The organism is Rhodobacter maritimus, from assembly GCF_058747975.1.
Genome location: NZ_CM179095.1, coordinates 2639356 through 2663316 on the forward strand (window position 1 = coordinate 2639356; position 23961 = coordinate 2663316).

Annotated in this window: 20 protein-coding genes and 1 other RNA gene; 5 read left to right on the plus strand and 16 right to left on the minus strand. The window is 64.9% G+C overall.

Going from position 1 to position 23961, the window contains the following annotated elements; translation table 11 throughout:
* Positions 1-2: 2 nt before the first annotated feature.
* The 7 genes from AC4PTO_RS13395 to ccoN all read right to left on the minus strand — a co-directional run bounded on the left by AC4PTO_RS13395 (position 3) and on the right by ccoN (position 7831).
* Positions 3-2204, minus strand: coding sequence for a heavy metal translocating P-type ATPase (locus AC4PTO_RS13395; RefSeq protein WP_492729243.1), 2202 nt, complete (start codon positions 2202-2204; stop codon positions 3-5).
* 4 nt (positions 2205-2208) lie between these two features.
* Positions 2209-2667, minus strand: a complete 459-nt coding sequence (locus AC4PTO_RS13400) for a FixH family protein (RefSeq protein WP_492729245.1) — start codon at positions 2665-2667, stop codon at positions 2209-2211.
* Positions 2668-2670: 3 nt separating this feature from the next.
* Positions 2671-4119: a cytochrome c oxidase accessory protein CcoG gene (gene ccoG / locus AC4PTO_RS13405; RefSeq protein ID WP_492729247.1), complete on the minus strand. Its 1449-nt coding sequence runs from the start codon at positions 4117-4119 to the stop codon at positions 2671-2673.
* 264 nt (positions 4120-4383) lie between these two features.
* Positions 4384-5253, minus strand: a complete 870-nt coding sequence (gene ccoP / locus AC4PTO_RS13410; RefSeq protein WP_492729248.1) for a cytochrome-c oxidase, cbb3-type subunit III — start codon at positions 5251-5253, stop codon at positions 4384-4386.
* 12 nt (positions 5254-5265) lie between these two features.
* Positions 5266-5475 carry a cbb3-type cytochrome oxidase subunit 3 gene (locus tag AC4PTO_RS13415; RefSeq protein WP_492729250.1) on the minus strand — a complete coding sequence of 70 codons (210 nt, stop codon included), beginning with the start codon at positions 5473-5475 and terminating at the stop codon, positions 5266-5268.
* A gap of 10 nt (positions 5476-5485) precedes the next feature.
* Positions 5486-6211 (minus strand): cytochrome-c oxidase, cbb3-type subunit II, encoded by a 726-nt coding sequence (gene ccoO, locus AC4PTO_RS13420; RefSeq protein WP_492729251.1) that lies wholly within the window; start codon positions 6209-6211, stop codon positions 5486-5488.
* A gap of 15 nt (positions 6212-6226) precedes the next feature.
* Positions 6227-7831, minus strand: coding sequence for a cytochrome-c oxidase, cbb3-type subunit I (ccoN, locus tag AC4PTO_RS13425; RefSeq protein WP_492729253.1), 1605 nt, complete (start codon positions 7829-7831; stop codon positions 6227-6229).
* Positions 7832-8074: 243 nt separating this feature from the next.
* Here ccoN and AC4PTO_RS13430 point away from each other — a divergent pair, with 243 nt between their 5' ends.
* Positions 8075-8914: a universal stress protein gene (locus tag AC4PTO_RS13430; RefSeq protein ID WP_492729255.1), complete on the plus strand. Its 840-nt coding sequence runs from the start codon at positions 8075-8077 to the stop codon at positions 8912-8914.
* A 56-nt stretch (positions 8915-8970) separates the two neighbouring features.
* Here the strand turns inward: AC4PTO_RS13430 and fnrL are convergent, their stop codons facing one another.
* A complete protein-coding gene (fnrL, locus tag AC4PTO_RS13435) occupies positions 8971-9717 on the minus strand; it encodes a transcriptional regulator FnrL (protein ID WP_492729258.1) in 747 nt (248 codons plus the stop codon).
* A 59-nt stretch (positions 9718-9776) separates the two neighbouring features.
* Here fnrL and hemN point away from each other — a divergent pair, with 59 nt between their 5' ends.
* On the plus strand, positions 9777-11132 hold the full coding sequence (hemN, locus tag AC4PTO_RS13440; RefSeq protein ID WP_492729261.1) for an oxygen-independent coproporphyrinogen III oxidase: 1356 nt from the start codon (positions 9777-9779) through the stop codon (positions 11130-11132).
* 137 nt (positions 11133-11269) lie between these two features.
* Here hemN and AC4PTO_RS13445 read toward each other — a convergent pair whose 3' ends face one another.
* The 6 genes from AC4PTO_RS13445 to AC4PTO_RS13470 form a co-directional block, all read right to left on the minus strand.
* A complete protein-coding gene (locus AC4PTO_RS13445; protein ID WP_492729264.1) occupies positions 11270-12490 on the minus strand; it encodes a glycosyltransferase in 1221 nt (406 codons plus the stop codon).
* On the minus strand, positions 12487-14082 hold the full coding sequence (locus AC4PTO_RS13450) for an ABC transporter ATP-binding protein (protein ID WP_492729266.1): 1596 nt from the start codon (positions 14080-14082) through the stop codon (positions 12487-12489). The genes AC4PTO_RS13445 and AC4PTO_RS13450 overlap by 4 nt, the downstream gene beginning before the upstream one ends.
* Positions 14079-15182 (minus strand): ABC transporter permease, encoded by a 1104-nt coding sequence (locus tag AC4PTO_RS13455; RefSeq protein WP_492729269.1) that lies wholly within the window; start codon positions 15180-15182, stop codon positions 14079-14081. The genes AC4PTO_RS13450 and AC4PTO_RS13455 overlap by 4 nt, the downstream gene beginning before the upstream one ends.
* A complete protein-coding gene (locus tag AC4PTO_RS13460) occupies positions 15182-16336 on the minus strand; it encodes a microcin C ABC transporter permease YejB (protein ID WP_492729271.1) in 1155 nt (384 codons plus the stop codon). Before AC4PTO_RS13460 ends, AC4PTO_RS13455 begins: the two co-directional genes overlap by 1 nt.
* Positions 16337-16364: 28 nt before the next feature.
* The gene (locus tag AC4PTO_RS13465) at positions 16365-18278 is read right to left on the minus strand and encodes an extracellular solute-binding protein (protein ID WP_492729273.1); all 1914 of its coding nucleotides are present in this window, start codon (positions 18276-18278) and stop codon (positions 16365-16367) included.
* 142 nt (positions 18279-18420) lie between these two features.
* Complete coding sequence (locus AC4PTO_RS13470) at positions 18421-18957, minus strand: c-type cytochrome (protein ID WP_492729275.1); 537 nt, start codon at positions 18955-18957, stop codon at positions 18421-18423.
* Between the two features lie 296 nt (positions 18958-19253).
* On the opposite strand from AC4PTO_RS13470, the gene AC4PTO_RS13475 reads away from it, so the two are divergent.
* Positions 19254-20105, plus strand: coding sequence for a prephenate dehydratase (locus AC4PTO_RS13475; RefSeq protein ID WP_492729277.1), 852 nt, complete (start codon positions 19254-19256; stop codon positions 20103-20105).
* Here the strand turns inward: AC4PTO_RS13475 and AC4PTO_RS13480 are convergent.
* Together AC4PTO_RS13480 and nudC are read right to left on the minus strand one after the other, a co-directional pair.
* Positions 20093-20563, minus strand: coding sequence for an SRPBCC family protein (locus AC4PTO_RS13480; protein ID WP_492729279.1), 471 nt, complete (start codon positions 20561-20563; stop codon positions 20093-20095). The genes AC4PTO_RS13475 and AC4PTO_RS13480 overlap by 13 nt on opposite strands.
* 49 nt (positions 20564-20612) lie before the next feature.
* A complete protein-coding gene (gene nudC / locus AC4PTO_RS13485) occupies positions 20613-21557 on the minus strand; it encodes an NAD(+) diphosphatase (RefSeq protein ID WP_492729281.1) in 945 nt (314 codons plus the stop codon).
* A 252-nt stretch (positions 21558-21809) separates the two neighbouring features.
* On the opposite strand from nudC, the gene AC4PTO_RS13490 reads away from it, so the two are divergent.
* Positions 21810-23729, plus strand: a complete 1920-nt coding sequence (locus tag AC4PTO_RS13490; RefSeq protein WP_492729283.1) for a bifunctional 2',3'-cyclic-nucleotide 2'-phosphodiesterase/3'-nucleotidase — start codon at positions 21810-21812, stop codon at positions 23727-23729.
* Positions 23730-23804: 75 nt separating this feature from the next.
* Positions 23805-23901: signal recognition particle sRNA small type (ffs, locus tag AC4PTO_RS13495), an RNA gene on the plus strand.
* Positions 23902-23961: the final 60 nt, after the last annotated feature.

The window sequence follows — 23961 nt, forward strand, 5'->3', positions numbered from 1 at the left end:
CCTCATTTCAGCCGCAGCGAATTCAGCGACACCGTAATCGAACTGAGCGACATGGCCAAGGCCGCGGCCAGCGGCGTCGCCAGCCCCACAAGCGCGATCGGCACAGCAACCACGTTATACATCAGCGAGATCGCAAAATTCTCCTTGATCCGGCGGCGGGCCTTGGTGCTGATCCGCACCGCCTCGGCCACCGGGGCCAGATCCTGCCCCAGAAGCACGATATCCGAGGCCGTGCGCGCCGCATCCAGCGCCGAAGCCGGCGAGATCGACACATGCGCCGCGGCAAGCGCGGCGGTGTCGTTCAGCCCGTCGCCCACCATCAGGACGCGGTGCCCCCCGGCCGTCAGATCGCCGACCAGCGCAGCCTTCTCCAGCGGCAGAACCCCCGCGCGCCAGTTGGTGATGCCCAGCCGTTCGGCCAGCCGCGCCACGGCGCCCTCCACATCGCCGGAAACCAGCCAGACGGGCTTGCCCTGCGCCTGAAAGGCGCGCACCGCATCCTCAGCTCCGGGGCGAAGCCGGTCGGCAAAACGGATGGACACGGGGGGCTGCCCCTCGATGCCCAGATGGGTCGCGGTCACATCGCCCGCCTCGGCTCCAAGCCAGTCCGCGCGGCCCAGCCGGACGCGGCACCCCTGCCATTGCCCCTCAATCCCATAGCCCGGCACTTCGCGCAGATCGGTCACCCCGGCCGGCGTGACCCCCATCGCGGCCGCGCCATCGGCAAGCGCGCGCGCAAGCGGATGCGAGGACGCCCCGGCAAGTGCCGCCGCCACCGGCAGCACCTTTGGCGACAGGTCGGACAGGTTGACGGGCTCGGGCGTGCCCTGGGTCAGCGTGCCGGTCTTGTCGAAGACCACGGTGTCGACCTCGGCCAGACGCTCCAGCGCGGTGCCGTCCTTGATCAGCATGCCGCCGCGAAAGAGCTTGCCCGAGGCGGCGGTCACCACCGCAGGCACGGCGAGGCCAAGCGCGCAAGGACAAGTGATGATCAGGACAGCGGCCGAGATGTTCACCGCATAGCGCATATCGCCCCCGGTCCGCCACATCCAGAAGGCGAAGGCCGCAAAGGACAGAAGATGCACCAGCGGCGAATAGGCGCGCGCCGCGCGCTCGGCCAGCGAGGTGTATTTGTTCTTGGCGCTTTCGGCCAGTGACACCAGCTCCGCCATGCGATGCAGCGAACTGTCCCGCCCGGCCGCCGTGACCCGCAGGGTCAGCGGGCCGGTCAGGTTGACCTCGCCCGTCGACAGCGTAACGCCCGGCCCGGCCCAGACCGGCAGGCTTTCGCCCGTCAGGACCGAGCGGTCCATCTCGGACGTGCCCTCGACCACCTCGCCATCGGCGGGCACGCGTGCGCCGGGGCGGATGCGCACCAGATCACCGGGCACCAGCTCGCCCACCGGCACCACATGCTCGGCCCCGTCACGCAGCACCGTGGCGCGCGCAACCTCAAGCGCTGCCAGTTCTTCGGCGGCGGAACGGGCCACCGCGCGCGTGCGATAATCCAGATAGCGCCCGACAAGCAGGAAGAAGGTCAGCATCACCGCCGCGTCGAAATAGGCGTGATGGCCCGAATGCATCGTCTCATAGACCGAAATCGACGAGGCCAGGATGATCGCCAGAGAGATCGGCACATCCATCCCCAGCCGCCGCGCCTTCAGCGAGGTCCAGGCCGACGCGAAAAAGGGCTGACCGGCAAAGATCACCGTCGGCAGCGCGATCGCCGCCGAGATCCAGTGGAACAGGTCGCGCGTGGCGTCCTGCGCGCCCGACCAGACCGCGATGGACAGCAGCATGATGTTCATCATGGCAAAGCCCGCAACCCCGATCCGCATCAGCAGATCGCGCCCGCGCCGGTCGGTTTCGGTGGCCGACAGCATGCCGGGGTCAAGCTCATGCGCCTCGTAGCCGATGCCGTCCAGCGCCGCGATCAGGTCCTCGGCGGTGACATCCGGTTCGGCCTCGACGCTGACGCGCTTCATCGTCAGGTTGACGCGCGCCGAGCGCACGCCGGGATAGCCGCCCAGCGTGCGTTCCACATCGCTGATGCAGACGGCGCAATGCGCGGTGGGCAGGGACAGCACGAGCCGCGCGTCCTTCAGATCGCCCGAGGCCGCCAACCGCTCGGCCGATGGCGCAGCGATGCAGGCCGGGCAGGCCGAGGCAGTTGCGCGTTCCGCCAGAACCGGCGATGCCGTCATGGCCTTATCCCTTCACCACGAAATCGATCCGCTGACGGAACGGGGTTCCATCGGCGGCACTGGCCTCCAGATGGATCAGCCAGATGCCGGGCGCCAGATCCAGCGGCGCCGAATAGACCCCGCCGCGATTGACCAGCACCGGGGTCCGGTCGTCGCGCACATGGGTGGTGCGGCCGACCAGGACCGAGATATCGGTCACCGGCGCGGGCAGACCGTCGCGGTCACGCAGCGTGATCGAGAAGGTGCCGTTCTCGTAGGCAGGTTCCGCGGTCCAGCCCAGTGCCTCCTGGGCGGCACGTTCGGCATCGAAGCTTTGCGAGGCAACATAGGAGTTCTTCACCTCCAACCCCGGAAAGGTCGAGATCGCCTGCCAGGCCATCACCAGATTGACCCCGATGATGATGCCGAAGGCCCCCACCGCGATGGCCAACACATGACGGCCTGTCAGACGACGTTCGCTCATGACTCAGTTGGCCTTTCCGTTGAACACCGTATCCTCGCTCACGCGGTCGGTGCTGTTCATGTCCTCGACCCAGAGGCGGAGCGCGGTCCGATCCTCTGTCGCCATCTTCGTGCCGGCAGGGGCTTCGATGTAAAGCCGCTGCGTCAGCGTTTCATCCGGCGGCACCACTACCGTATTGGCCTGCTGCCCCTCAAGCGAGATCCGAAGCCCGCTGGCCGCCTCGGCATCGTCCGAGGTCAGCGTGATGCGGAATTCGGTCGGCTCGCCCTGCTTGTTACGAAGCCGCAGGGTGTAGATATTGCGAATACCGCCATCGGCAAGCTGCACATAAAGCGGATCGCGCGCCGGCGTGATGTTGAAGTCGATCGGCGAGCGCATGAAAAGCGCAACGATCAGCGCGACACCGATGCCGCCCCAGAGCGTGAAATACAGCAAGGTGCGCGGGCGCAGTATGTGTTTCCAGACATTGACGGGCTTTTTACCGGCACGCTCGCGCGTCTCGTCCTTGAGGGCGATATAGCCGATCAGGCCGCGCGGCTTGCCGATCTTGTCCATCACCTCGTTGCAGGCGTCGATGCACAGGCCGCAGGTGATGCATTCCATCTGCTGGCCATCACGGATGTCGATCCCCATCGGGCACACGTTGAAACAGGCCATACAGTCGATGCAATCGCCCTGCGTAGGATCGTGTTCGCCCTTCTTCAGCTTGCCACGCGGTTCGCCCCGCCATTCCCGATAGGCGATGGTGATGGTATCCTCGTCCATCATCGCCGCCTGAATCCGCGGCCATGGGCAGGCATAGATACAGATCTGCTCACGCGCGAAACCGCCAAAAACAAAGGTCGTGGCTGTCATGACTGCGATGGTCGTGTAGGCGATGGGTGAGGCAGCGCCGTGGAACAGGTCGCGCAGCAGGGTCGGCGCATCGGTGAAGTAAAACACCCACGCCCCGCCGGTTGCCGCCCCAATCAGAAGCCACAGCACCCATTTCGTCAGGCGCTTGCGCCACTTCTCGAAGTTCCAATTTTGCCGCAGAAGGCGGATACGGGCGTTCCGGTCCCCCTCGACCCAGCGTTCGACCAAGATGAACAGGTCGGTCCAGACCGTCTGCGGACAGGCATAGCCGCACCAGACGCGTCCCATGGCCGAGGTGAACAGGAACAACCCCAGCCCCGCCATGATCAGAAGGCCCGCGACAAAGTAGAACTCGTGCGGCCATATCTCGATCATGAAGAAGAAGAAGCGACGGTTTGCAAGGTCGATCAGCACCGCCTGGTCAGGCAGCGCGGCCCCGCGATCCCACCGGATCCAAGGCGTGATGTAATAGATGCCCAGCATCACGGCCATCAGAATCCATTTCAGGTTCCTGAAGTTCCCCTTGACCCTACGCGGAAAGACCGGCTCTCGGGCGGCGTAAAGGGGGGCGGGTTCGCTGGGTTCGGTCGCGCTCACGGGATATCTCCGTTGGCTATGTCAGTTGAGAACAGTTCTGATATGGCCTGAACCCGTCAGCTTTGACATGCGTCAAAAAGACAGATTTTGAATACAGGTTTTTTCAGTGCTATCCTTGGCAGCGTTTCCGATGCGCTTCTGGCAGATTTTCTATTGCCAGCGTGCGACTTATGGAAAAGAAGTCACCGGCGCCCCCAGGAAACGCGCGAACAGGACGGGGCGCCGGTGCTACCCGGGGGGGCCGAGGCCCCCCCGAATCTCGTGTTATTCGCCACCACCGAGGCTGTGCACATAGGCCGCCACGGCGCGAATCTCCGCCTCGGAAAGGCGGGTGTTCCAGTTCGGCATCACGCCGAAACGCGCATTGGTCACGGTTTCGGTCAGCGTGTCGACATCGCCACCATAAAGCCAGATGGCATCGGTCAGGTTCGGCGCGCCTTGCATGCGGTCGCCCGTGCCGTCTTCCATATGGCAGCTTGCGCAGTTGTCGACGAAGACCACCGCGCCTTCGGTCGCGGCCGCCGCATCATGGTCCTGCCCCGAGATCTGGCGCACGTATTGCACGACCTGTGCGATTTGCGCAGACTCCAGCAGCTCGTCACGGCCGAAGGCCGGCATTTCCGAGTAGCGCGCATCGGCATCGTCGGTATTGCGGATGCCATGCGTGACCGTGAGGTGGATATCCTCGATCGAACCGCCCCAGAGCCAGTCGTTGTCCAGCAGGTTGGGGTAGCCGACGTTGCCGCCGGCCCCTGCCCCGTGGCACTGCGCACACCAGGTGCCGAACACGGCGCGCCCGGCATTTGCGGTGTAGTTGGCAAGCTCTTCGTCGGTGTTGATTGCGGTCAGGTCCGCAGCCACAAGCTTGGCTTCGATCGGCTCGTTTGCTTTCGCATACTCTGCGATCTCTGCGGCCACGTCGGCGCGGGTCGAATGGCCCAGAAGGCCCGGCGTGGCACCGTTGATCAGCGGCCAGGCCGGATAGGCGACGGTATACAAGACGCCCCAGATGACGGTTGCGTAGAAGGTCCACAGCCACCAGCGCGGAAGCGGGTTGTTGTATTCCTCGATGCCGTCCCATTCATGGCCCGTCGTGTGGACCTCTTGCTTCTTTGCAGTCGGTTTTTTGCTCATCTCCACGCCTCCTTACAACGTGGCGCCGTCGGTCGGACGGCCACCGGAGTGGCTGTCCGCACTGGCGGGTTTGTCTTCGTGCCGAAAGGGGATGTTTGCCGTATCCTCGTGCGTCTTGCGGCTGCCGGGCCGCCAGGCCCAGAACACCGCGCCGAGAAACACAGCCATGAGGCCGATCACGGCCCAGCTGTCGGCAAATTCCCTGAGGATGTGATAGTCCATCCCCGCCCCCTTAGCGGCTTGCCACGGGTTCGAAGGTCGAGAAGTCGACCATCGTGCCAAGCACCTGCAGATAGGCAACCAGCGCATCCATTTCGGAAATGCCGGGCTTGCCGTCGAAGTTGCGGACCTGCGCTTTCGGGTAACGCTCCATCAGCCCGTCATAATCGCTGTCGGGATCTGCTTGCGCCGCGAAATCGGCCTTCGCCGCCTCGATCATCTCCGAGCTGTAGGGAACCCCCACCAGGGCGTCGGTCTTCAGACGGTCCTCGATGTAGGTCGGCTCGATCATCCGGTTCAGCAGGAAACCATATTTCGGCATGACCGATTCCGGAACCACGGATTGCGGGTTGGTCAGGTGATCGACATGCCAGCCGTCCGAGTAGCGGCCGCCGACGCGGGCAAGGTCGGGCCCCGTCCGCTTCGAGCCCCACTGGAACGGGTGGTCATACATCGACTCGGCCGCCAGCGAATAGTGGCCGTAACGCTCCACCTCGTCGCGCATCGGGCGGATCATCTGGCTATGGCAGACGTAGCAGCCCTCGCGGATGTAGATGTCGCGCCCGGTCAGTTCCAGCGGCGTGTAGGGACGCACGCCTTCCACCTTCTCGATCGTATTCTCGAGGTAGAAGAGCGGTGCGATCTCCACGATGCCGCCGACGGTGACGACCAGGAAAGAGAACACCAGAAGAAGCGTCGCGTTCTTTTCGATGACGCCGTGTTTATCAAGAAGTCCCATATCTGGTTCCCTCCCTTATTCGGCCGGAACCGCGGAGACCGACACGCCCGCATTGCGAGGCTGCCGGGCAACCGTTGCCCACAGGTTGTAGCACATGATCAGCGCGCCGGTGAGATACAGAACCCCACCCAGCCCCCGGACCACATACATCGGGAACTTCGCGGACACGGTGTCGGCAAAGGCGTTCACAAGGAAGCCCTGGCTGTCGACTTCGCGCCACATCAGGCCTTCCATGATGCCCGTGACCCACATCGAGGACGCGTAAAGCACGATCCCGATCGTTGCGAGCCAGAAGTGCCACGACACCAGCGTCAGCGAATAGAGCCGCTCACGCGCCCAGAGCTTCGGCACAAGGAAGTAAAGCGCGCCGAAGGTGATCATGCCGTTCCAGCCAAGCGCGCCGGAATGGACGTGACCGATGGTCCAGTCGGTGTAGTGCGACAGCGAGTTTACCGCCTTGATCGACATCATCGGGCCTTCGAAGGTCGACATGCCGTAGAAACCGACCGACACCACCATCATGCGGATGATCGGATCGGTGCGCAGTTTGTCCCAGGCGCCCGAAAGCGTCATCAGGCCGTTGATCATGCCACCCCAGGACGGCATCCACAGGATGATCGACATCACCATGCCCAGCGTCGAGGCCCAGTCGGGCAGCGCGGTATAGTGCAGGTGGTGCGGACCGGCCCAGATATACAGGAAGATCAGCGCCCAGAAGTGCACGATCGACAGCTTGTAGCTGTAGACCGGGCGCTCGGCCTGCTTCGGCACGAAGTAATACATCATGCCCAGGAAGCCCGCCGTCAGGAAGAAGCCCACCGCGTTATGGCCATACCACCACTGCGTCATGGCATCCTGCACGCCGGCAAAGACCTGAACCGATTTCGAACCGAAGACCGACACCGGGATCGACAGGTTGTTCACCACATGCAGCATCGCGATCGTCACGATGAAGGACAGGTAGAACCAGTTCGCCACATAGATGTGGGGTTCCTTGCGCTTCAGGATCGTGCCGAGGAAGACCAGCAGGTAGACGACCCATACGGCGGTCAGCCACCAGTCCACATACCATTCCGGCTCCGCGTATTCCTTGGACTGCGTGGCGCCAAGGATGTAGCCCGTCGCGGCCAGAACGATCATCAGCTGGTAGCCCCAGAACACGAACCACGCGGCATTTCCACCCCAGAGGCGCGCCGCCGAAGTCCGCTGGACCACATAGAACGAGGTAGCGATCAGTGCGTTGCCCCCGAAGGCGAAGATCACGGCCGAGGTGTGCAGCGGCCGCAGCTTGCCGAAGTTCAGGTAACCCTGCGTCAGGTCGGACAGGTTCAACTCGGGAAAGGCAAGCTGGAAAGCCGCCGTGGTGCCGACCAGAAAGCCGACAACACCCCATAGCGCGGTGGCAATCACCCCGGCGCGGATAACCCCGTCGTTATACTCGTTCTGCGGGGCCGGACCCCGGTCTCCCATCGTGCGCAATACCCAGATGAACGTGCCCGCCGCCACCAGCATGACGGTCAGCGCATTCACCAGATACGCAAGATCGCGCGCATAGCTGGCCGCGATTGCGGCAAGCACCGCAACCAGACCAAGCGCAATCAGCTTGAAATAATCCCACATTGTGCGTCCCTTCGTCTTGTCTTCGTCCCACCGAGTCGGAATCCGAGCGGGGGTTGGTTGACTGATGTCCTTCTCTGCCTAGGGTATGCAATATGCCTTGATCTGTATCAAATACTTCAACCGGCTTTGTGATGTTTCGCCGCATGGGCGAAAAAAGTGGCCCATCGGCCTTGATCCGCATCAAGGCTCCCCTACTGGAACGACGTTAAGGTAATCTGGACTATATCTCTGGGAGAATCCTCAATGGCCTACAAATCCATTCTCACGATCGTCACCGATATCGACGCCGCCAAGGTCCAGATTGACACGGCGGTCGCCTTGGCACGCCGGGAAGACGCGCATCTGGAGGTGCTGTGCCTCGGTGTCGACCGCACCCAGACGGGCTATTACTACGCGGGCGCGACGGCCTTCATTCAGCAGGAAACGGTCGAGCGCGCCCAAGAGGACGCCAAGAAGGTGGAAAGCTGGGTTGCCACACGTCTTGGCGCCGAAGACATCCGCTGGGCCTCGGAAACGGTGGTTTCGCAACTAGGTGCGATCGCGGCGGTGGTCGGTCTGCGCGCCCGCTTCTCCGATCTGGTCGTTCTTGGGCAACCCTATGGCAACGGCCGCGGGCAAGAGCTTGAGGCGATCGTGGAGGCCGCGATGTTCGAAGGCCAGGTGCCCGTTCTTGTGGTGCCCGACGGCTTCACGGGCGAAATCTCGGGGCGGCGCATCGTTGCAGCCTGGAACCAGTCCAACGAAGCCATGAGCGCGATCCGCAAGGCGCTGCCGCTGCTTAAGGCTGCCGATCTCGTCGACATCACGATCATCGACCCGCCCGCCCATGGCCCCGAACGTTCGGATCCCGGCGGTCAGCTGTCGCAGCTTCTGGCACGCCATGGCGTGCATGCCGAAGTGTCGGTCCTTGCCAAGACGATGCCGAGGGTATCCGACGTGATCACCCGCCATGTAGGCGACACCGATGCCGATATGGTCGTCATGGGCGCCTATGGCCATTCGCGCTTCCGCGAGGCCATCCTGGGCGGTGCCACGCGCAACATGCTGGAAAAGGCAACCGTGCCGGTCCTGATGGCGCACTGATCCCCAAAAACAAGGGCGGGCAAATGCCCGCCCTTCGCTATTCGCGGCGCAGACGGTCAGGCCAGCATGCCGCCGTCGCTGTCATCCCCCGCCTCGGCCATGAGGCGGTCCATGTCCGGTACCGTGACATGGCGCTTGCCCTCAAGCTCAATCACGCCATCCCGCTTCAGCGCCGACATCTGGCGACTAACGGTTTCCAGCGTCAGGCCAAGATAGTCGGCCATCGCCTCGCGCGTCAGCGGCAGATCGAAGGTCATCCGTCCCTTCGAGGCCCGAAGCTGCACCATCGCATCGCGCCGCGCCACAATCGCCAGAAGCGAGGCGATCTTCTCGCGCGCGGTCTTGCGCCCCAGAAGCAGCATCCATTCGCGCGCGGCATCCAGCTCGTCCAGCGTCATCTCAAGCAGACGCTGCGCGATATGGGGCGTGCGGATCATCATCTCTTCGAAGGGCTTTTTGCGAAAGCAGCACATCAGGATATTGGTCGTGGCGGTGACGTTGTAGGCCGCCGCCTCGCGCCCCGGCCGACCCACGAAATCCGAAGGCAGCAACAGCCCCACCATCTGCGTGCGCCCATCCTCGAGCGTCTGGGTCAGCGTGGCGATGCCCGACACCACGGAGGCCACGAAATCCATCTTGTCGCCCGACCAGATGACCGTCTGCCCCGCCTCGAAGCTGCGGTAATACTTGATCTCTTCCAGCAGCTCGAGCTCGTCCGATTCGCATCTGGCACAAACGGCGCGATGGCGGATCGGACAGTCCCCGCATTGCAGCGAGACCGGGTGAACATCGTCAGGGGCCATCATGGCTTTCTTGATTTGGGTCAAGTTCTGTTGCGCGTTTCTATCCTAAAGATACCGGTATGGAACAGGAATCGCAACTCACCCGGCTCGGGCTTTTCGACGCACGGGTGCCCCGCTATACCAGCTACCCCACGGCGCCGCATTTTTCGGTCGATGTCGGGGCGGCTCAGTTTGAAAACTGGATCTCGGCGATCCCCGCCGGGTCCTCGATCTCGCTTTACATGCATGTGCCGTTCTGCCGGCGGCTGTGCTGGTTCTGCGCCTGCCGCACGCAGGGCACGCAAAGCGACGATCCCGTGCGCGCCTATGCCGAAGTGCTGCTGGCGGAACTCGAGATGCTCAAGGCGAGGCTGGCGCCCGGCGTCACGCTGTCGCGCCTGCATTGGGGCGGCGGGACACCGACGCTGATGCCCGCCGACATGATGCGCCGCGTCGCCCGGGCCGTGTTCGAGGCCGTCCCCATGGGCGAAGGCGCCGAATTCTCGGTCGAGATCGACCCGAACGAGATCGACGATGCGCGGATGGATGCCCTTGCCGAAGCGGGCATGAACCGCGCCTCGATCGGCGTGCAGGATTTCGACGAACAGATCCAGAAGGTGATCGGCCGCGACCAGAGCTACGAGGTGACGCGTCGTGCGGTCGAGATGATCCGCGCGCGCGGCGTGGCCAGCCTCAACGCCGATATCCTTTACGGCCTGCCGCACCAGACCAACCGCAAGATCGCGGAAAGCGTGCAGAAGCTTCTGTCGCTCGGCCCCGACCGGGTCGCACTTTATGGCTATGCACATGTGCCATGGATGGCACGGCGCCAGACGATGATCCCCTCGGACCACCTGCCCACCCCGCAGGAACGGCTTGCGCTGTTCGACACCGCGCGCGCGCTTTTCGTGGCGGATGGCTATGACGAGATCGGCATCGACCACTTCGCGCTGCCCTCTGACGGATTGTCCAAAGCGCAGAAATCCGGGCTGCTGCGCCGCAACTTCCAGGGCTATACCGACGATCTCGCCCCGGTGCTCGTCGGCATGGGGGCCTCGTCCATCTCGCGCTTCCCGCAAGGGTTCGCCCAGAACGCCTCGGCCACCTCGGCACATATCAAGGCGATACGGGACCAGCGCTTCTCGACCGCACGCGGGCATGTCTTCTCCGACGAAGACCGCCTCCGCTCGCGCATGATCGAGGCGCTGATGTGCGATTTCCGCATCTCCTCGGCCGAGATCCTGCACGATTTCGCAATAACGCCCGCACGCCTGGGCGAGATGTTCGCCAGCTGCGCGCAGCAATTCGAGGATATGGTCGAGATCACGCCCGAGGGGCTTTTCATCCCCGAAAAAGGCCGCCCGCTGACCCGCATGATCGCGCGCAGCTTCGATGCCTATGATCTGTCGAAAGCCGGCCACTCCTCGGCGATCTGACCCCGCCCGCGCGCCCGTGGGCGGCTTCGGAAGCCTCCGGCGGGGATATTTGTCGCTCTGAAGAAGGCGCATGTTTCTTCAGAGTATCAAATATCCCCCGCGGAGCGTCCGCCATGCCTCTGATGCACGGCGCTGGTTCATTGGCCCGCGTTTTCCACGAAATCCATCAGGCAGGGCAAGGATTGGCTGCGCAGGTCATAGCGCGCGATCACGTCACGGCGTGCCGCGGCGCGCAGCGGTGCCCCTGCTGCGGGATCGGCCAGAGCCTCGGTCAGGGTGCGTGACCAGCCCTCGATATCGAAGAAATCCACGAGCCGCCCGTTCCGCCCGTCCTCGATCACCTCGCGCACCGGCGCGGTATCCGAGGCGATGACATGCGCTTCCGCCGCCATCGCCTCGAGCAGCGACCATCCCAGGACAAACGGATAGGTCAGGTACGCATGCGCGCGGCTGACCTGCAGAAGCGAAAGATACCGGGCATAGGGCACGCGGCCGAGAAAATGGACGCGCGACAGGTCGCACCTGTCCCGAATCTCGTCGAGGTAGCGCGCTTTCCAGCTGAGTCCGTCACGCGGCGCGGGGCCGTAGCTTTGGCCTTCGGCCCCGACGATCACCACATGCGCGCCGGGGCGCGTGGCAAGGACCTGCGGCAGGGCGCGCATGAAGCTGTGATAGCCACGATAGGGTTCGAGCGATCGGCTGACGAAGCTGATCACCTCATCCCCCGACCGGAAGCTGAGCGTGGTGCCCGGAATATCCAGCCGTGCCTCGGGGTTCGGACGCACGACATCGGTGTCGATACCGTCATGGCAGATTGTGATCTTGTCGCGCAGTATCTTCGGGAAGGTCGCGGCCTGAAACGCGGTCGGGCAAAGCGCCGCATCGGCCTGCACCATCGCCTGCACGAGATGCGCGGAACGCGCCGTGATCAGCAGGCGGGCATCGAGTTCGTTCCTGGGGAATTCTGGGTCGAAGCCGCTGTCGAGCCCGGTCGCGCGATACATGAGTTCGGCATAGATCAGGAGGCGGGCCTCGGGCCAGATCTCCTTGAGAAACAGCGTCTCGCCCCAACCGGAATGCCCGAAGATCACATCGGGCACAAAGCCGTGGCGGTCGCGCAACTGGCGGGCCGCGAGCGCCGCCTTGGCGCCGCGTTCGGCGCAGCTGGCGAAATGGCGCGACAGGCCCGGCCCGGTATTGACCTTCGGCGGAGTGCGATATTTGGCAACCTCGACTGGCGAGGGGCGGGTGTTGCTTTCGCAGGTCAGCGCCAGCACCTGATGGCCGCGCTGCTTCAGGGCGGGCGCAAGGTGAACGAACTGGCCCGGGAAATTCTGGTGAACGAACAGGATCTTCACGCGGCGCTCTCGCCCAGGGCCGCGCGCATCAGGGTGCGGGTGTAATCGGTTTGCGGGGCGCCGAAGATCTGCGCGGCGGGGCCTGCCTCGACGATATCGCCGCGCTTCATCACCAGGACCTTGTGCGCCATGGCGCGCACCACCCGCAGATCGTGGCTGATGAAAAGATAGGCCAGCCCGTGGCGGCGCTGCAATTCGCGCAAGAGATCCACGATCTGCACCTGCACCGTCATGTCGAGCGCCGATGTCGGCTCGTCCAGCACCACGACGCGGGGGCGCAGGATCATGGCGCGCGCGATGGCGATGCGCTGCCGTTGCCCGCCCGAGAATTCATGCGGATAGCGGCTCATCGCGGCGGGGTCGAGGCCGACCTCTTCCATGATTTCGGTGACCATCTCGCGCCGGTCGCGCCCCGGATCGGTGCCGTGCACGCTCAGCCCCTCGGCGATGATCTGCTCGACCGTCATGCGCGGCGACAGGCTGCCATAGGGGTCCTGAAAGACGATCTGCATGTCGCGGCGCAGGCGGCGCAACTGGCCCGCGCCCCAGCCCGAGATGTCCTGCCCGTCATAGAGGATCGGCCCCTCGGACCCGATCAGGCGCATGATCGCAAGCGCCAGTGTCGTCTTGCCCGAGCCGCTTTCCCCCACGATCCCAAGGGTTTCTCCCGCGCGCAGGGCGAAGGAGGCATCGTTGACCGCCTTCACATGGCCCACCGTCCGGCGCAACAGCCCGCGCTGGATCGGGAACCAGACCTTCAGGTGCTCGGCCCGCACCAGTTCGGGCGCATCCTCGGCAACCGGATCGGCAAGCCCCTTCGGCTCGGCCGCCAGAAGCTTGCGGGTATAGGGGTGTTGCGGGTCCGCGAAGATCTTCTCGACGGGGCCCTGTTCGACGATCTCTCCGTTCTGCATGACGCAGACCCGGTCGGCGATGCGCCGCACGATGCCCAGATCGTGGCTGATGAACAGAAGGCTCATGCCCTCGCTGCGTTTCAGATCGCTCAGCAGATCGAGGATCTGCGCCTGGATCGTCACGTCGAGCGCGGTCGTCGGTTCGTCCGCGATCAGCAGCTCGGGGCCGTTGGCAAGCGCCATGGCGATCATCACGCGCTGCCGCTGCCCGCCCGAAAGCTGGTGGGGATAGTCCTTCAGCCGGCGTTCGGGGCTGTCGATCCCGACCTTGTCCAGAAGCGCCACGATACGGGCCTGGGCGGGCTCTCCGGTCACGCCCTGATGCAGCGCAAGGCTTTCGCCCAGTTGCTTCTCGATCGTGTGCAGCGGATTGAGCGAGGTCATCGGCTCCTGGAAGATGAAGCTGATGTCGTTGCCCCGCACCTGCCGCAGCCGCGCCTCGGGGGCGCCGATCATCTCTTGCCCCTCATAGCGGACCGAGCCCGACATCTCGGCGTTCGAACCCAGAAGCGCCACGGTGGACAGCGCCGTCACCGATTTGCCCGAACCGGATTCGCCCACCAGCGCCACGGTTTCGCCCTTGCCCACGGTGAAGCTGACCCCCTTCACCGCGGGGATCACCTTGCCGTCCTGCCGGAACGAGATGCGCAGATCGCTGACTTCCAGCACCGCCGTCATTTGAACACCTTGCGCGGATCGAACGCGTCGCGCACCCCTTCGAAGATGAAGACCAGAAGCGACAGCATGATCGCGAATGTGAAGAAGGCCGCAAAAGCCAGCCACGGCGCCTGAAGGTTCTGCTTGGCCTGTAGCGCAAGCTCTCCCAGAGAGGGCGCCGAGGAGGGCAGCCCGTAACCCAGATAATCCAGCGAGGCGAGCATGGAGATCGTGCCGGTGATGACGAAGGGCAGCATCGTCAGCGTGGCCACCATGGCGTTGGGCAGGATATGGCGGAACATGATAACCCTGTCCGATACGCCAAGCGCGCGCGCCGCGCGGACATATTCGAAGTTGCGCGCGCGCAGGAACTCGGCCCGCACCACGCCGGTCAGCGCGGGCCATCCGAAAAGGATTGCCACGAAGACCAGAAGCCAGAAGCTGCGCCCGAGGATCGCGAACAGGATGATGATGACGTAAAGCGAGGGCGTCGAGGACCAGATCTCCAGCGCGCGCTGAAAGATCAGGTCGGTACGCCCGCCGAAATAGCCCTGCACCGCGCCTGCCGCGATCCCGATCACCGAGGCGACGGTGGTCACGATCAGCGTGAACAGGATCGAGGTGCGGAACCCGTAGATCACCCGCGCGGCCACATCGCGCGCGGTATCGTCGGTGCCCAGCCAGTGGTCCGCATCCGGCGCCGAGGGCGCGGTGCCCACATTGTTGATGGTGCGGTAGTGATAGGGGATCGGCGGCCAGATCATCCAGCCCGCCTCGATCGCCTCTCCCGAGACGCTGCCGGTGCGCGCCTCTTCGATCACGCCTTCGGGGTCGTCCCAACATTCCTCGCGCCCGCCGGTGCGGATCAGGCATTGCACCGCCTCGTCACGATAGATCGCCTCGGTTCGGAAATCGCCGCCGAAGGCGGTTTCGGGATAGAAGCGATAGGCGGGAAAGTAGAACTCGCCCCGATAGTTCACCACGATGGGTTTGTCATTGGCCAGCATCTCGGCGCAGAGCGAGCCCAGAAACAGCGCCAGAAACACCCACAGGGACCAGAACGCCCGGCGATTGGCCTTGAAGTTTCGCCAGCGGCGCGCATTGAGCGGGGAAAGCGCCATCAGCCGGCCCTCCGCTCGAAGTCGATGCGCGGATCGACGAAGACATACATCAGGTCCGACAGGATGCCGACCAGCAGCGAGATCAGGCCAAAGACGTAAAGCGTGCCGAAGATCACCGGATAGTTCCGCTCGACCGCGGCCTGAAAGCCCAGAAGGCCCAGCCCGTCAAGCGAGAAGATCGTCTCGACGATGATGGAGGCGCCGAAGAACACGCCCAGGAAGGTGGCCGGAAAGCCCGCGATGACGATCAGCATGGCGTTGCGGAACACATGGCCGTAAAGCACCGCATGTTCCGACAGCCCCTTGGCGCGCGCGGTCACGACATATTGCTTGTTGATTTCGTCAAGGAACGAGTTCTTCGTCAGAAGCGTCATCGTGGCAAAGCTGGCGATCGTCGTCGCGGTGACCGGCAGCGCGATATGCCATAGATAGTCCAGCACCTTGCCGAACGCGCTCAGGCTGTACCAGTCATCCGAGGTCAGGCCGCGCAGCGGGAATATCTTCCAGTAGGAGCCCCCCGCGAACAGCACCATCAGAAGCACCGCGAACAGAAACCCCGGAATGGCATAGCCCACGATGATCGCGCCCGAGGTCCATGTGTCGAACGGGGTGCCGTCGCGCACCGCCTTGCGGATGCCAAGCGGGATCGAGATCAGATAGGCCAGCAGCGTCGACCACAGCCCCAGCGTGATCGAGACGGGCATCTTCTCCAGCACCAGGTCGATCACCGATTTCGAGTGGAAGAAGCTCTGACCGAAATCGAAGGTCAGGTAATTGCCCATCATGATGAAGAAACGCTCGACCGCGGGAATTGCCTCTTTCGAACATTCCGGAGCTTTCAGGTCAGGCGTGCCCTGATAGCCCTTCTCGCAGGCGATGCGGGCAAAGCCCATCTGCACCTCAAGCCTGGCCAACTGGTCGGGGGAGATGCCGCGCGCGCCCTGATAGCCGCTTTGCTCGGCCCCGCCGCCGCCGGCCCCCGCGTCGCCGCCGCCTGCAATGTTGCGCAGGCTGTCGGCGTCGCCCTCGACGCGGGCAATGATCTGTTCGATCGGCCCGCCCGGCACGAACTGGGTCAGCGTGAAGTTGACCACCATGATCCCGATCAGCGTCGGAATGATCAGCAGCAACCGCCGCAGGATATAGGCGCCCATATCTGCCCTGCTCTTGTCATCGCACGGGTCAGAACGCGCCCGCGGCTTTCAGTTTTTCGGCCTTTTCGGCGTTGTACCACCAGAAGTCCAGCTCGCCCAGAGAATAGGGCGGCAGGGTCTCGGGATGCTCATACATGTCGTAATAGGCAACCGTATGGGTCAGTTTCACCCATTGCGGCACCCAGAAGCGCAGCGACCGCAGCGCACGGTCCAGCGCCCGCACGCGGACGGTCAGTTCCTCGCGGGTCTCGGCCTCTTCCACAAGGCGGATCAGCGCGTCGATGGCGGGATTGGCAAGGCCCATCGAGTTGAACGCATCATTCACCCCGCCCGAGCCGAAATACTGCTGCAAACCCGCGCCGGGGATATAGTCCTGGCCAAGCTGGTCGGTCACCACGTCGAAATCGTGACCACGCTCGCGGTTGGTGAATTGCGCGTCGTCCACCCGCGAATGCACCGCATCCACCCCGAGCGCGCGCAGGTTTTCCACATAGGGGTTGATCACCCGGTCGAAGGTCTGGCTGTCGTTGAGGAACTCGACGCGCAGCGTCTCGCCGCGCTCGTTGCGGCGCAGCCCGTCATTGCCCACGATCCAGCCCGCATCATCCAGAAGGGCCGCGGCCTTGCGCAGGTTGCCCCGGTCCAGCTGGCGCACCCCCGAAACCGGCGGCTCCACGGCGGGCGCGATCAGGATGTCGGCGGGCAGATCGGCGGCCAGCGGTTCCAGCAGCGCCACCTCTTCGGGCGAGGGCAGCCCCTCGGCGGCCAGTTCCGAATTGTCCCAGAACGAACGGGTGCGGTCATAGATGCCATAGAACAGCGTCTCGTTCGACCATTCGAAATTGAACATCAGCCCGATCGCCTCGCGCACGCGGATGTCCTGGAACCGTTCGCGGCGCAGGTTGATTGAAAAGGCCTGCCCGGTGCCGATCGCGCCCGAGGGCAGTTCGCGCTTGACCACCTGCCCCGCCTTCAGCGCCGGGAAATCATATCCCGTCGCCCAGATGATCGAGGAGGCTTCGTTGCGAAATGTATAGGCGCCGGCCTTGAACCCCTCGAACGCGGCCTGATAATCACCGAAATATTCAATCCGGATGCGGTCGAAATTGTTGCGGCCACGATTGATCGGCAGATCCTGCCCCCAGTAATCGGGATTGCGCTTCCAGATCACCCGCGCGCCGTTTTCGGCCCTGTCCAGAAGGTAGGGCCCCGACCCGAGGAACGGGATGTTGGAACTTTCCTCAAGGTCGCGGTTGTTGCGTTCGAAATCCGCGCGGGAAAAGACCGGCAGGCCGCCCACGGCCTGAATAATGTCGCGGCGCGGATAGCCCGGCACGAAGGTGAAGCGGATGCGCCGTTCGTCCAGCACTTCGGCCGATTGCACCTGCTGCGACAGCACCGCGCGGAACGAGGACAGGCCCTTGTCACGGAAGGTCTCGTAGGAAAACAGCACGTCATCCGCGTGCATCGGGCTGCCGTCGGAAAACCGGATGCCCTCGCGCAGCGTGAAGATTACCCAGTCTCGGCTTGGCGGATATTCCAGCGTCTCGGCCAGAAGCCCGTAGGCCGCGCCGATCTCATCCGCTGTCGAGACCAGCAGCGATTCAAGCATCCCCGAGGATAGCGCCGCCGCCCGCCCCTTGAGCGTGAAGGGATTGAGGCTGTCGAAGCCGCCCGGCGCCCATTCGGAAATCTCGCCGCCCTTCGGGGCATCGGGGTTGACGTAATCGAGATGCTCGAAATCGGCCGGGTATTTCAGATCGCCGAAGGTCGAGATGCCATGCGAGACAATGGTTTCCTCGGACCGCGCGGGGGCGACAAGCCCCACCCAAAGCGCCAGCGCCAGCACCGTGACGGCAACCAGTGCCTGCCCGATCGCCCCGTCCTGCGCGCGCGCCTGCGCGGCCATTGCCTTCGCCATCCGGCCTCTCCCCTTTGTCATGCACCCGTTCGGGTTGCTGCTGGCTTCCATTGGTAAAGGTCCGCGGGCGCGGGGTTCAAGTTGCGATTGCGTGAGAGCCGCCGAAAAACAAAAAAGCCGCGCCCCCGGGGGCGCGGCCTGAAATTCGCCGATCGCGATGCGATCAGTTCGAGATGCTTTGCAGATAAGCCAGCAGGTCCACGCGGTCCTGCTCTTTCGGAAGGCCGGCGAAGGCCATCTTGGTATCGGCAACCACGGCCTTGGGCTTGATCAGGAACTCGTTCAGCGCCTCAAGCGTCCAGTCGCCGCCATGCGCGACCATGCCGTTGGAATAGGCAAAGCCGTCGACCGAGGCGACCGGGCGGCCCACGACGCCGTCCAGATGCGGGCCGGTGGCGTTCGCGCCATCGACCTTGTGGCAGGCCTTGCACTTGCCGAAGACCTTCTCGCCCGCGGCCGCATCGCCCGAATCGAGCGCGAGCGCGGCAACTTCCTCTTGTTCCTCGGCCGCACCGTCCTCTTCGCCGCTGTCCAGAAGATCACCCGGCGTCGCCGTCATGCCGGCATGCGCCTCGGCTTCGCCATGGGCATCGCCGCCGATTGAGTAAAGCGCACTGGCCGCCCAGTTGCCGAGAAGGAAGAACAGAAGCGCGCCAAGCACCGCCCCCGCTGCCTTCGTGATAGTCATCGTGTTGAACATGGCTCTTCCCTGATGTGGCTGTTCAGTTGTGCGCATCTACCCGTTTCACGCCCCGCTTTTCAAGGCATGTTTCTGCACGATCCACTCAAATCGCGGCGATGCGGCGCATTTTCCGCGCCCGGGCGCCCCGCAGCGCCGGTGCGCGGCGTGGCGCGAATGCCGCGCCGGTGCGCCCGGATCGCCGCGCCGGGGTTTCGCATCTTCCCCCCGCCGGGCTTCCGGGTATAGCTATGCCCGGCACCGGACCATGGCCCCCACCACCGGCACAGGGAACAGCACGAAGGAAGGATATTGGCATGAGCGCTCGGACCAACGGCAAGATCGCCTTTCAGGGCGAACCCGGCGCCTATTCGCATCAGGCCTGCCGCGATGCCCGCCCCGACATGGAGGCGCTTCCCTGCCGCACCTTCGAGGATGTCATCGAAACCGTGCGCAAGGGCGAGGCCGACCTGGCCATGCTCCCGGTCGAGAATTCGACCTATGGGCGGGTGGCCGACATTCACCACCTGTTGCCCGAAAGCGGCCTGCACATCGTCGACGAGGCCTTCGTGCGGGTCCATATCAACCTGCTGGCCGTGCCCGGCACGCGCCTCGAAGAGGTCGAGTCCGCGATGAGCCACACCGTCCTTCTGGGACAGTGCCGCGGCTTCCTGCAACAACACCGGCTGGAGCGCATCACAGGCGCCGATACCGCAGGCTCGGCCCAGATCGTGGCGCAGAAGGGCGACCGCAAGCTTGCCGCGCTTGCCTCCGAACTCGCCGGAGAGATCTACGGCCTCGACGTGCTGGCCCGCCATATCGAGGACAAGCAGAACAACACCACGCGCTTTCTTGTCATGTCGCGCGAGCCGAACCTCACGCGGCGCGGCGAGGGGCGCATGATGACCACCTTCGTGTTCCGCGTGCGCAACATTCCCGCGGCGCTCTACAAGGCGATGGGCGGGTTTGCGACCAACGGCATCAACATGACCAAGCTGGAAAGCTACATGGTGGACGGCAATTTCACCGCGACGCAGTTCTATGCCGATGTCGAGGGCCATCCCGACGATACGAACCTGCGCCTTGCGCTGGAAGAGCTGCGCTATTTCACCTCGAGCATGACGCTTCTGGGCGTCTACCCGGCCGATCCGCGGCGTCACACCGTCTGAGATCCGGCCCGCGCCTCGATATCGCGCGCAAGGGCCGCGATGCGCTTGCTGTAGCGGGTGTTCAGGCTGGCCCGGCCCAGCTTTGCCGACTGGACCATCAGCCGGGCGCCAAGGCTGCGCGGGCGGATTTCAAATTCCGCGTGCAGGCGCGTCCGTTGGCGCGACAGTGCAACCAGCGTGAAGCCCAGAGCCATCTCGAAATTCGGCGAGACACCGGCGAATTCGATCACCTCGGGCCGCTCGAACCGGCGCAGATCGGCGATCATCTGGCGCTGCTTGCCGCGAAACGGGAAGGTGACATCCCATGACAGGCCCGCACCGGGCTGGCGCAGGCTGTCCAGGCGGCGCAGCCGGGCCCCGCGCCGCAGCGCCGCACGCTCGAACGCCGCGAAATCGCTCAGGCTGTCGAAGACGGCTTCGGCTGGGGCGGAGACATCTTCGCGGCAGGAAAATTTCATCGGGTGCGGCCTGTGGCTGGCTGGGTCTTTATCGGCATCCCTTGTGCCGTCAATCCAGCCTGTCCGCAAGCCAGCGGCGCAACAGCGCACCCGCGATGGCACCGCGGCGCGGCGGGCGGATCCGGGCGTCGCTGCCCGCGAATATTTCCGCCAGCCTTTCGCGCGAAACCCAGACGGCATCCTCAAGCTCTGCCGGATCGAGGGTGATCGTGCGGTCCAGCGCCACCCCGCGGCATCCCAGCATCAGCGAGGCCGGAAACGGCCAGGGCTGCGAGGCGACATAGCCCACCGCCCCCACAGTCACGCCGGTTTCCTCGAACACCTCGCGCCGGACGGCGGCCTCCATCGTCTCGCCGGGTTCCATGAAGCCCGCAAGGCAGGAATACATCCCCTCGGGCCAGCCCGGAGAGCGGCCCAGAAGCGTTGCATTGCCCTGCGTGACCAGCATGATGACCACCGGATCGGTGCGCGGAAAATGCGCCACGCCGCACTCGGGGCAGCGCCGCTGCCAGCCTGCCTGCACGACCTCCGAGGCCGCGCCGCAGGCCGCGCAAAAGCGGTGGCTGGCATGCCAGCCGGTGATCGCGCGGGCGGTCGCGGCAAGTTCGGCATCGCGCGCGCCCAGCAACATCATGCGGCCACGCAGCTCGGCGAAGACATGGCCATCGGGCAGGTCGGGATGGGTTTGCTCGGACGGGTCGAAAAAGGCCTGCGCCGGCATGTCCTGGCCCTGCGGCTTCCAGTTCGACAGATCGAGGCAGAACCGCGCGCCCTCCTCGGACAGGCCCAGAAAGACCGGCGGTGCCGCGCCGTCCCGCAATGCAGGGAGGTCCGGCGCGATCCAGCCAAGCCCGGCCCCGCCGGGCGCGAAAAGCGGCTTGCCGCGCCAGACCGGCATGACCCGCGCCCCCGGATCCGCCCATAGCCGCGCGATCGCGTCGGGATCGGCGCGCAGATGCCCCGCGCGGTCCAGTCCCGAATCGTCGAATGCCATTCCGGACATCTCTGCCTTGTGCCGCATCCGTCCCTCCGCTGGCCGCGCATCTTGCCCGAGGTGATCGCACAGGCGCCGAAGGCTGACCAGCCCCCCGCCCCGACAAAGCACCCCGACAAAGCGCGGGGGCCGGAATTTTTGGGGTAGCTGGACGCAACGATTCGCCTTAAGGTTGCATATGGGTGGGGGCGCTTTCACCGGGAAACCGGGGTTGGGGTCCACGAATTGAAAGCAATTCATTCAGAAAGATCCGTGGCGAACAACGCGGGCAAGACATCTTCGGGCAGGCTTCTCCCTGACCGCCCCGGCAAGGCTCCGGGCGGGGCGGTGGTTCATGTGCGGGTCATGGAAACGAATGACCTGCACATGAACATCCTGCCCTATGACTATTTCGCAGATCGCCCCAGCGACACCCGCGGCCTTGCGCGCACCGCGACGCTGATCGCGCAGGCCCGCGCCGAGGTTGCCAATGCGCTGCTGTTCGACGCGGGCGATTTCCTTCAGGGCTCTCCCATGGGTGACTACTTCGCGCATGAACGCGGCGCCGCGCCCCACCCGATGATCGCGGCGATGAATGCCGTGGGCTATGACGCCGTAACGCTTGGCAACCACGAATTCAGCTATGGCCTCGAGCCCCTGCTGCGCGCGCTGAAACAGGCCCGATTTCCCGTGGTCTCGGCCAATGTCCTGCGCCGGCAGGGCGCCGCGCCGCACGAGGACGAGGCGCTTTTCGCCCCGACCGTGCTGCTGGACCGCGTCTTCACGGATACCGAGGGGCAGAGCCACCCCCTGCGGGTCGGGGTGATCGGGTTGCTGCCCCCGCAAAGCGCCTTGCGCGATCTGGGCGCACGCGGGGCCTTGCAGACCCGCAGCATGATCGCGGCGGCGCGCGCCCATGTACCCGCCTTGCGCGCGGCCGGGGCTGATCTGGTGATCGCGCTTGCCCATACCGGCATCGGCGCGCCCGACGCGGACGAGGACGAGGCCGCCCTTGCCCTTGCCGGGATCGACGGGATCGACGCGCTGCTGTGCGGCCATCGTCACCAGGTCTTTCCCGATCCGGGCTTTGCGGCGCTGCCGGGTGTCGATCCGCTGCGCGGAACGGTGGCGGGCAAGCCCGCACTGATGGCGGGGTTCTGGGGCTCGCATCTGGGGGTGCTGGACCTGGAACTGACGCAGGACGGCACCGCCTGGCGCGTGACCGGCTTTCACGGCGAGCAGCGCGCGATCTTTCGCCGCGATGCCGAGGGGCGGGCGCAGCCCACCGTCGCCTCGGACCCGGTTGTCGAGGCCACCGTCGCGCGCGCGCATGATGAAACGCTTGCCCATATCCGCAGCCCCATCGCCCATACGCGGGTGCCGATCCACAGCTATTTTTCGCTGGTGGCGCCCGATGCGGGCCTGTCGCTCGTGGCCGAGGCGCAGCGCAGCCATGTCGCGCGCAGCCTTGCCGGGCGGCCCGAATCCGGCCTTCCGATCCTGTCGGCGGTGGCGCCCTTCAAATGCGGCGGGCGCAGCGGGCCGGAATTCTTCATCGACATTCCCGCCGGCGCGATCCGGCGCAGCCATGTGGCGGACCTCTACATCTATCCCAACACGATCGGCGCGGTGCAGCTGAGCGGGACCGAGGTCGCCGAATGGCTGGAACGCTCGGCCGGGATCTTCAACAGGATCGCGCCGGGCCGGCACGACCAGCCACTCGTCAACCCCGAGGTGCCCAGCTACGCGTTCGACGTGATCGCCGGCCTGACCTACGAGATCGACCTGACCCAGCCCGCACGCTATGCGGCCTGCGGCGCACTTGCCGAACCCTCCGCGCGGCGGATCCGCGCGCTGCGCCACAACGGCCGCCCCGTCCATCACGACGACCGCTTCATCGTCACCTCGAACAGCTACCGCATTGCCGCCAGCGGCGCGGGCGCCGCCCCCGCCCAGATCCTCCTCGACGAGGTCAAGACCACCTGCGAGGCCCTTCTGGAACAGGTCGGACAGGTTGGCACGCTGTCGCCCGCCCCGGAGCGGATCTGGCGCTTCGCCCCGATCCCCGACGCAAGCGCGGTGTTCGAAACCGGCCCCCGCGCGCTGGAGCATCTTGACCGCCTGGCGGGCCTTCGGCTTGAGGCGCTTGGCCTTGCCGCCAACGGCTTCGTGCAGATGCGGCTGCATTTCTGAACACCCGTCCTGCCCCCCCACGGGCCGCGCATGTCCATTCTTGCGAATCCGTGCCCCCTGACCTATATGACCCCCGAGAGGTTGGCGCGGGCGAGCGCCTCGCCAACCCGGTCAGGTCCGGAAGGAAGCAGCCGCAACGAGCCCCGCTTGGGTCGCTGTCCAGCCTCTCACCCCATCCCCCGCATCGGTTTGACTTGACCGCCCCGCCGACTAGACTGCGCCGCGTAGATCA

Excerpts from the sequence above, each read along its gene's own strand:
- AC4PTO_RS13395 (WP_492729243.1), bottom strand. The coding sequence starts at position 2,204 with ATGACGGCATCGCCGGTTCTGGCGGAACGCGCAACTGCCTCGGCCTGC.
- AC4PTO_RS13400 (WP_492729245.1), bottom strand. The coding sequence starts at position 2,667 with ATGAGCGAACGTCGTCTGACAGGCCGTCATGTGTTGGCCATCGCGGTG.
- ccoP (WP_492729248.1), bottom strand. The coding sequence starts at position 5,253 with ATGAGCAAAAAACCGACTGCAAAGAAGCAAGAGGTCCACACGACGGGC.
- AC4PTO_RS13415 (WP_492729250.1), bottom strand. The coding sequence starts at position 5,475 with ATGGACTATCACATCCTCAGGGAATTTGCCGACAGCTGGGCCGTGATC.
- ccoO (WP_492729251.1), bottom strand. The coding sequence starts at position 6,211 with ATGGGACTTCTTGATAAACACGGCGTCATCGAAAAGAACGCGACGCTT.
- ccoN (WP_492729253.1), bottom strand. The coding sequence starts at position 7,831 with ATGTGGGATTATTTCAAGCTGATTGCGCTTGGTCTGGTTGCGGTGCTT.
- AC4PTO_RS13430 (WP_492729255.1), top strand. The coding sequence starts at position 8,075 with ATGGCCTACAAATCCATTCTCACGATCGTCACCGATATCGACGCCGCC.
- fnrL (WP_492729258.1), bottom strand. The coding sequence starts at position 9,717 with ATGGCCCCTGACGATGTTCACCCGGTCTCGCTGCAATGCGGGGACTGT.
- hemN (WP_492729261.1), top strand. The coding sequence starts at position 9,777 with ATGGAACAGGAATCGCAACTCACCCGGCTCGGGCTTTTCGACGCACGG.
- AC4PTO_RS13450 (WP_492729266.1), bottom strand. The coding sequence starts at position 14,082 with ATGACGGCGGTGCTGGAAGTCAGCGATCTGCGCATCTCGTTCCGGCAG.
- AC4PTO_RS13455 (WP_492729269.1), bottom strand. The coding sequence starts at position 15,182 with ATGGCGCTTTCCCCGCTCAATGCGCGCCGCTGGCGAAACTTCAAGGCC.
- AC4PTO_RS13460 (WP_492729271.1), bottom strand. The coding sequence starts at position 16,336 with ATGGGCGCCTATATCCTGCGGCGGTTGCTGCTGATCATTCCGACGCTG.
- AC4PTO_RS13465 (WP_492729273.1), bottom strand. The coding sequence starts at position 18,278 with ATGACAAAGGGGAGAGGCCGGATGGCGAAGGCAATGGCCGCGCAGGCG.
- AC4PTO_RS13470 (WP_492729275.1), bottom strand. The coding sequence starts at position 18,957 with ATGTTCAACACGATGACTATCACGAAGGCAGCGGGGGCGGTGCTTGGC.
- AC4PTO_RS13475 (WP_492729277.1), top strand. The coding sequence starts at position 19,254 with ATGAGCGCTCGGACCAACGGCAAGATCGCCTTTCAGGGCGAACCCGGC.
- AC4PTO_RS13480 (WP_492729279.1), bottom strand. The coding sequence starts at position 20,563 with ATGAAATTTTCCTGCCGCGAAGATGTCTCCGCCCCAGCCGAAGCCGTC.
- nudC (WP_492729281.1), bottom strand. The coding sequence starts at position 21,557 with ATGGCATTCGACGATTCGGGACTGGACCGCGCGGGGCATCTGCGCGCC.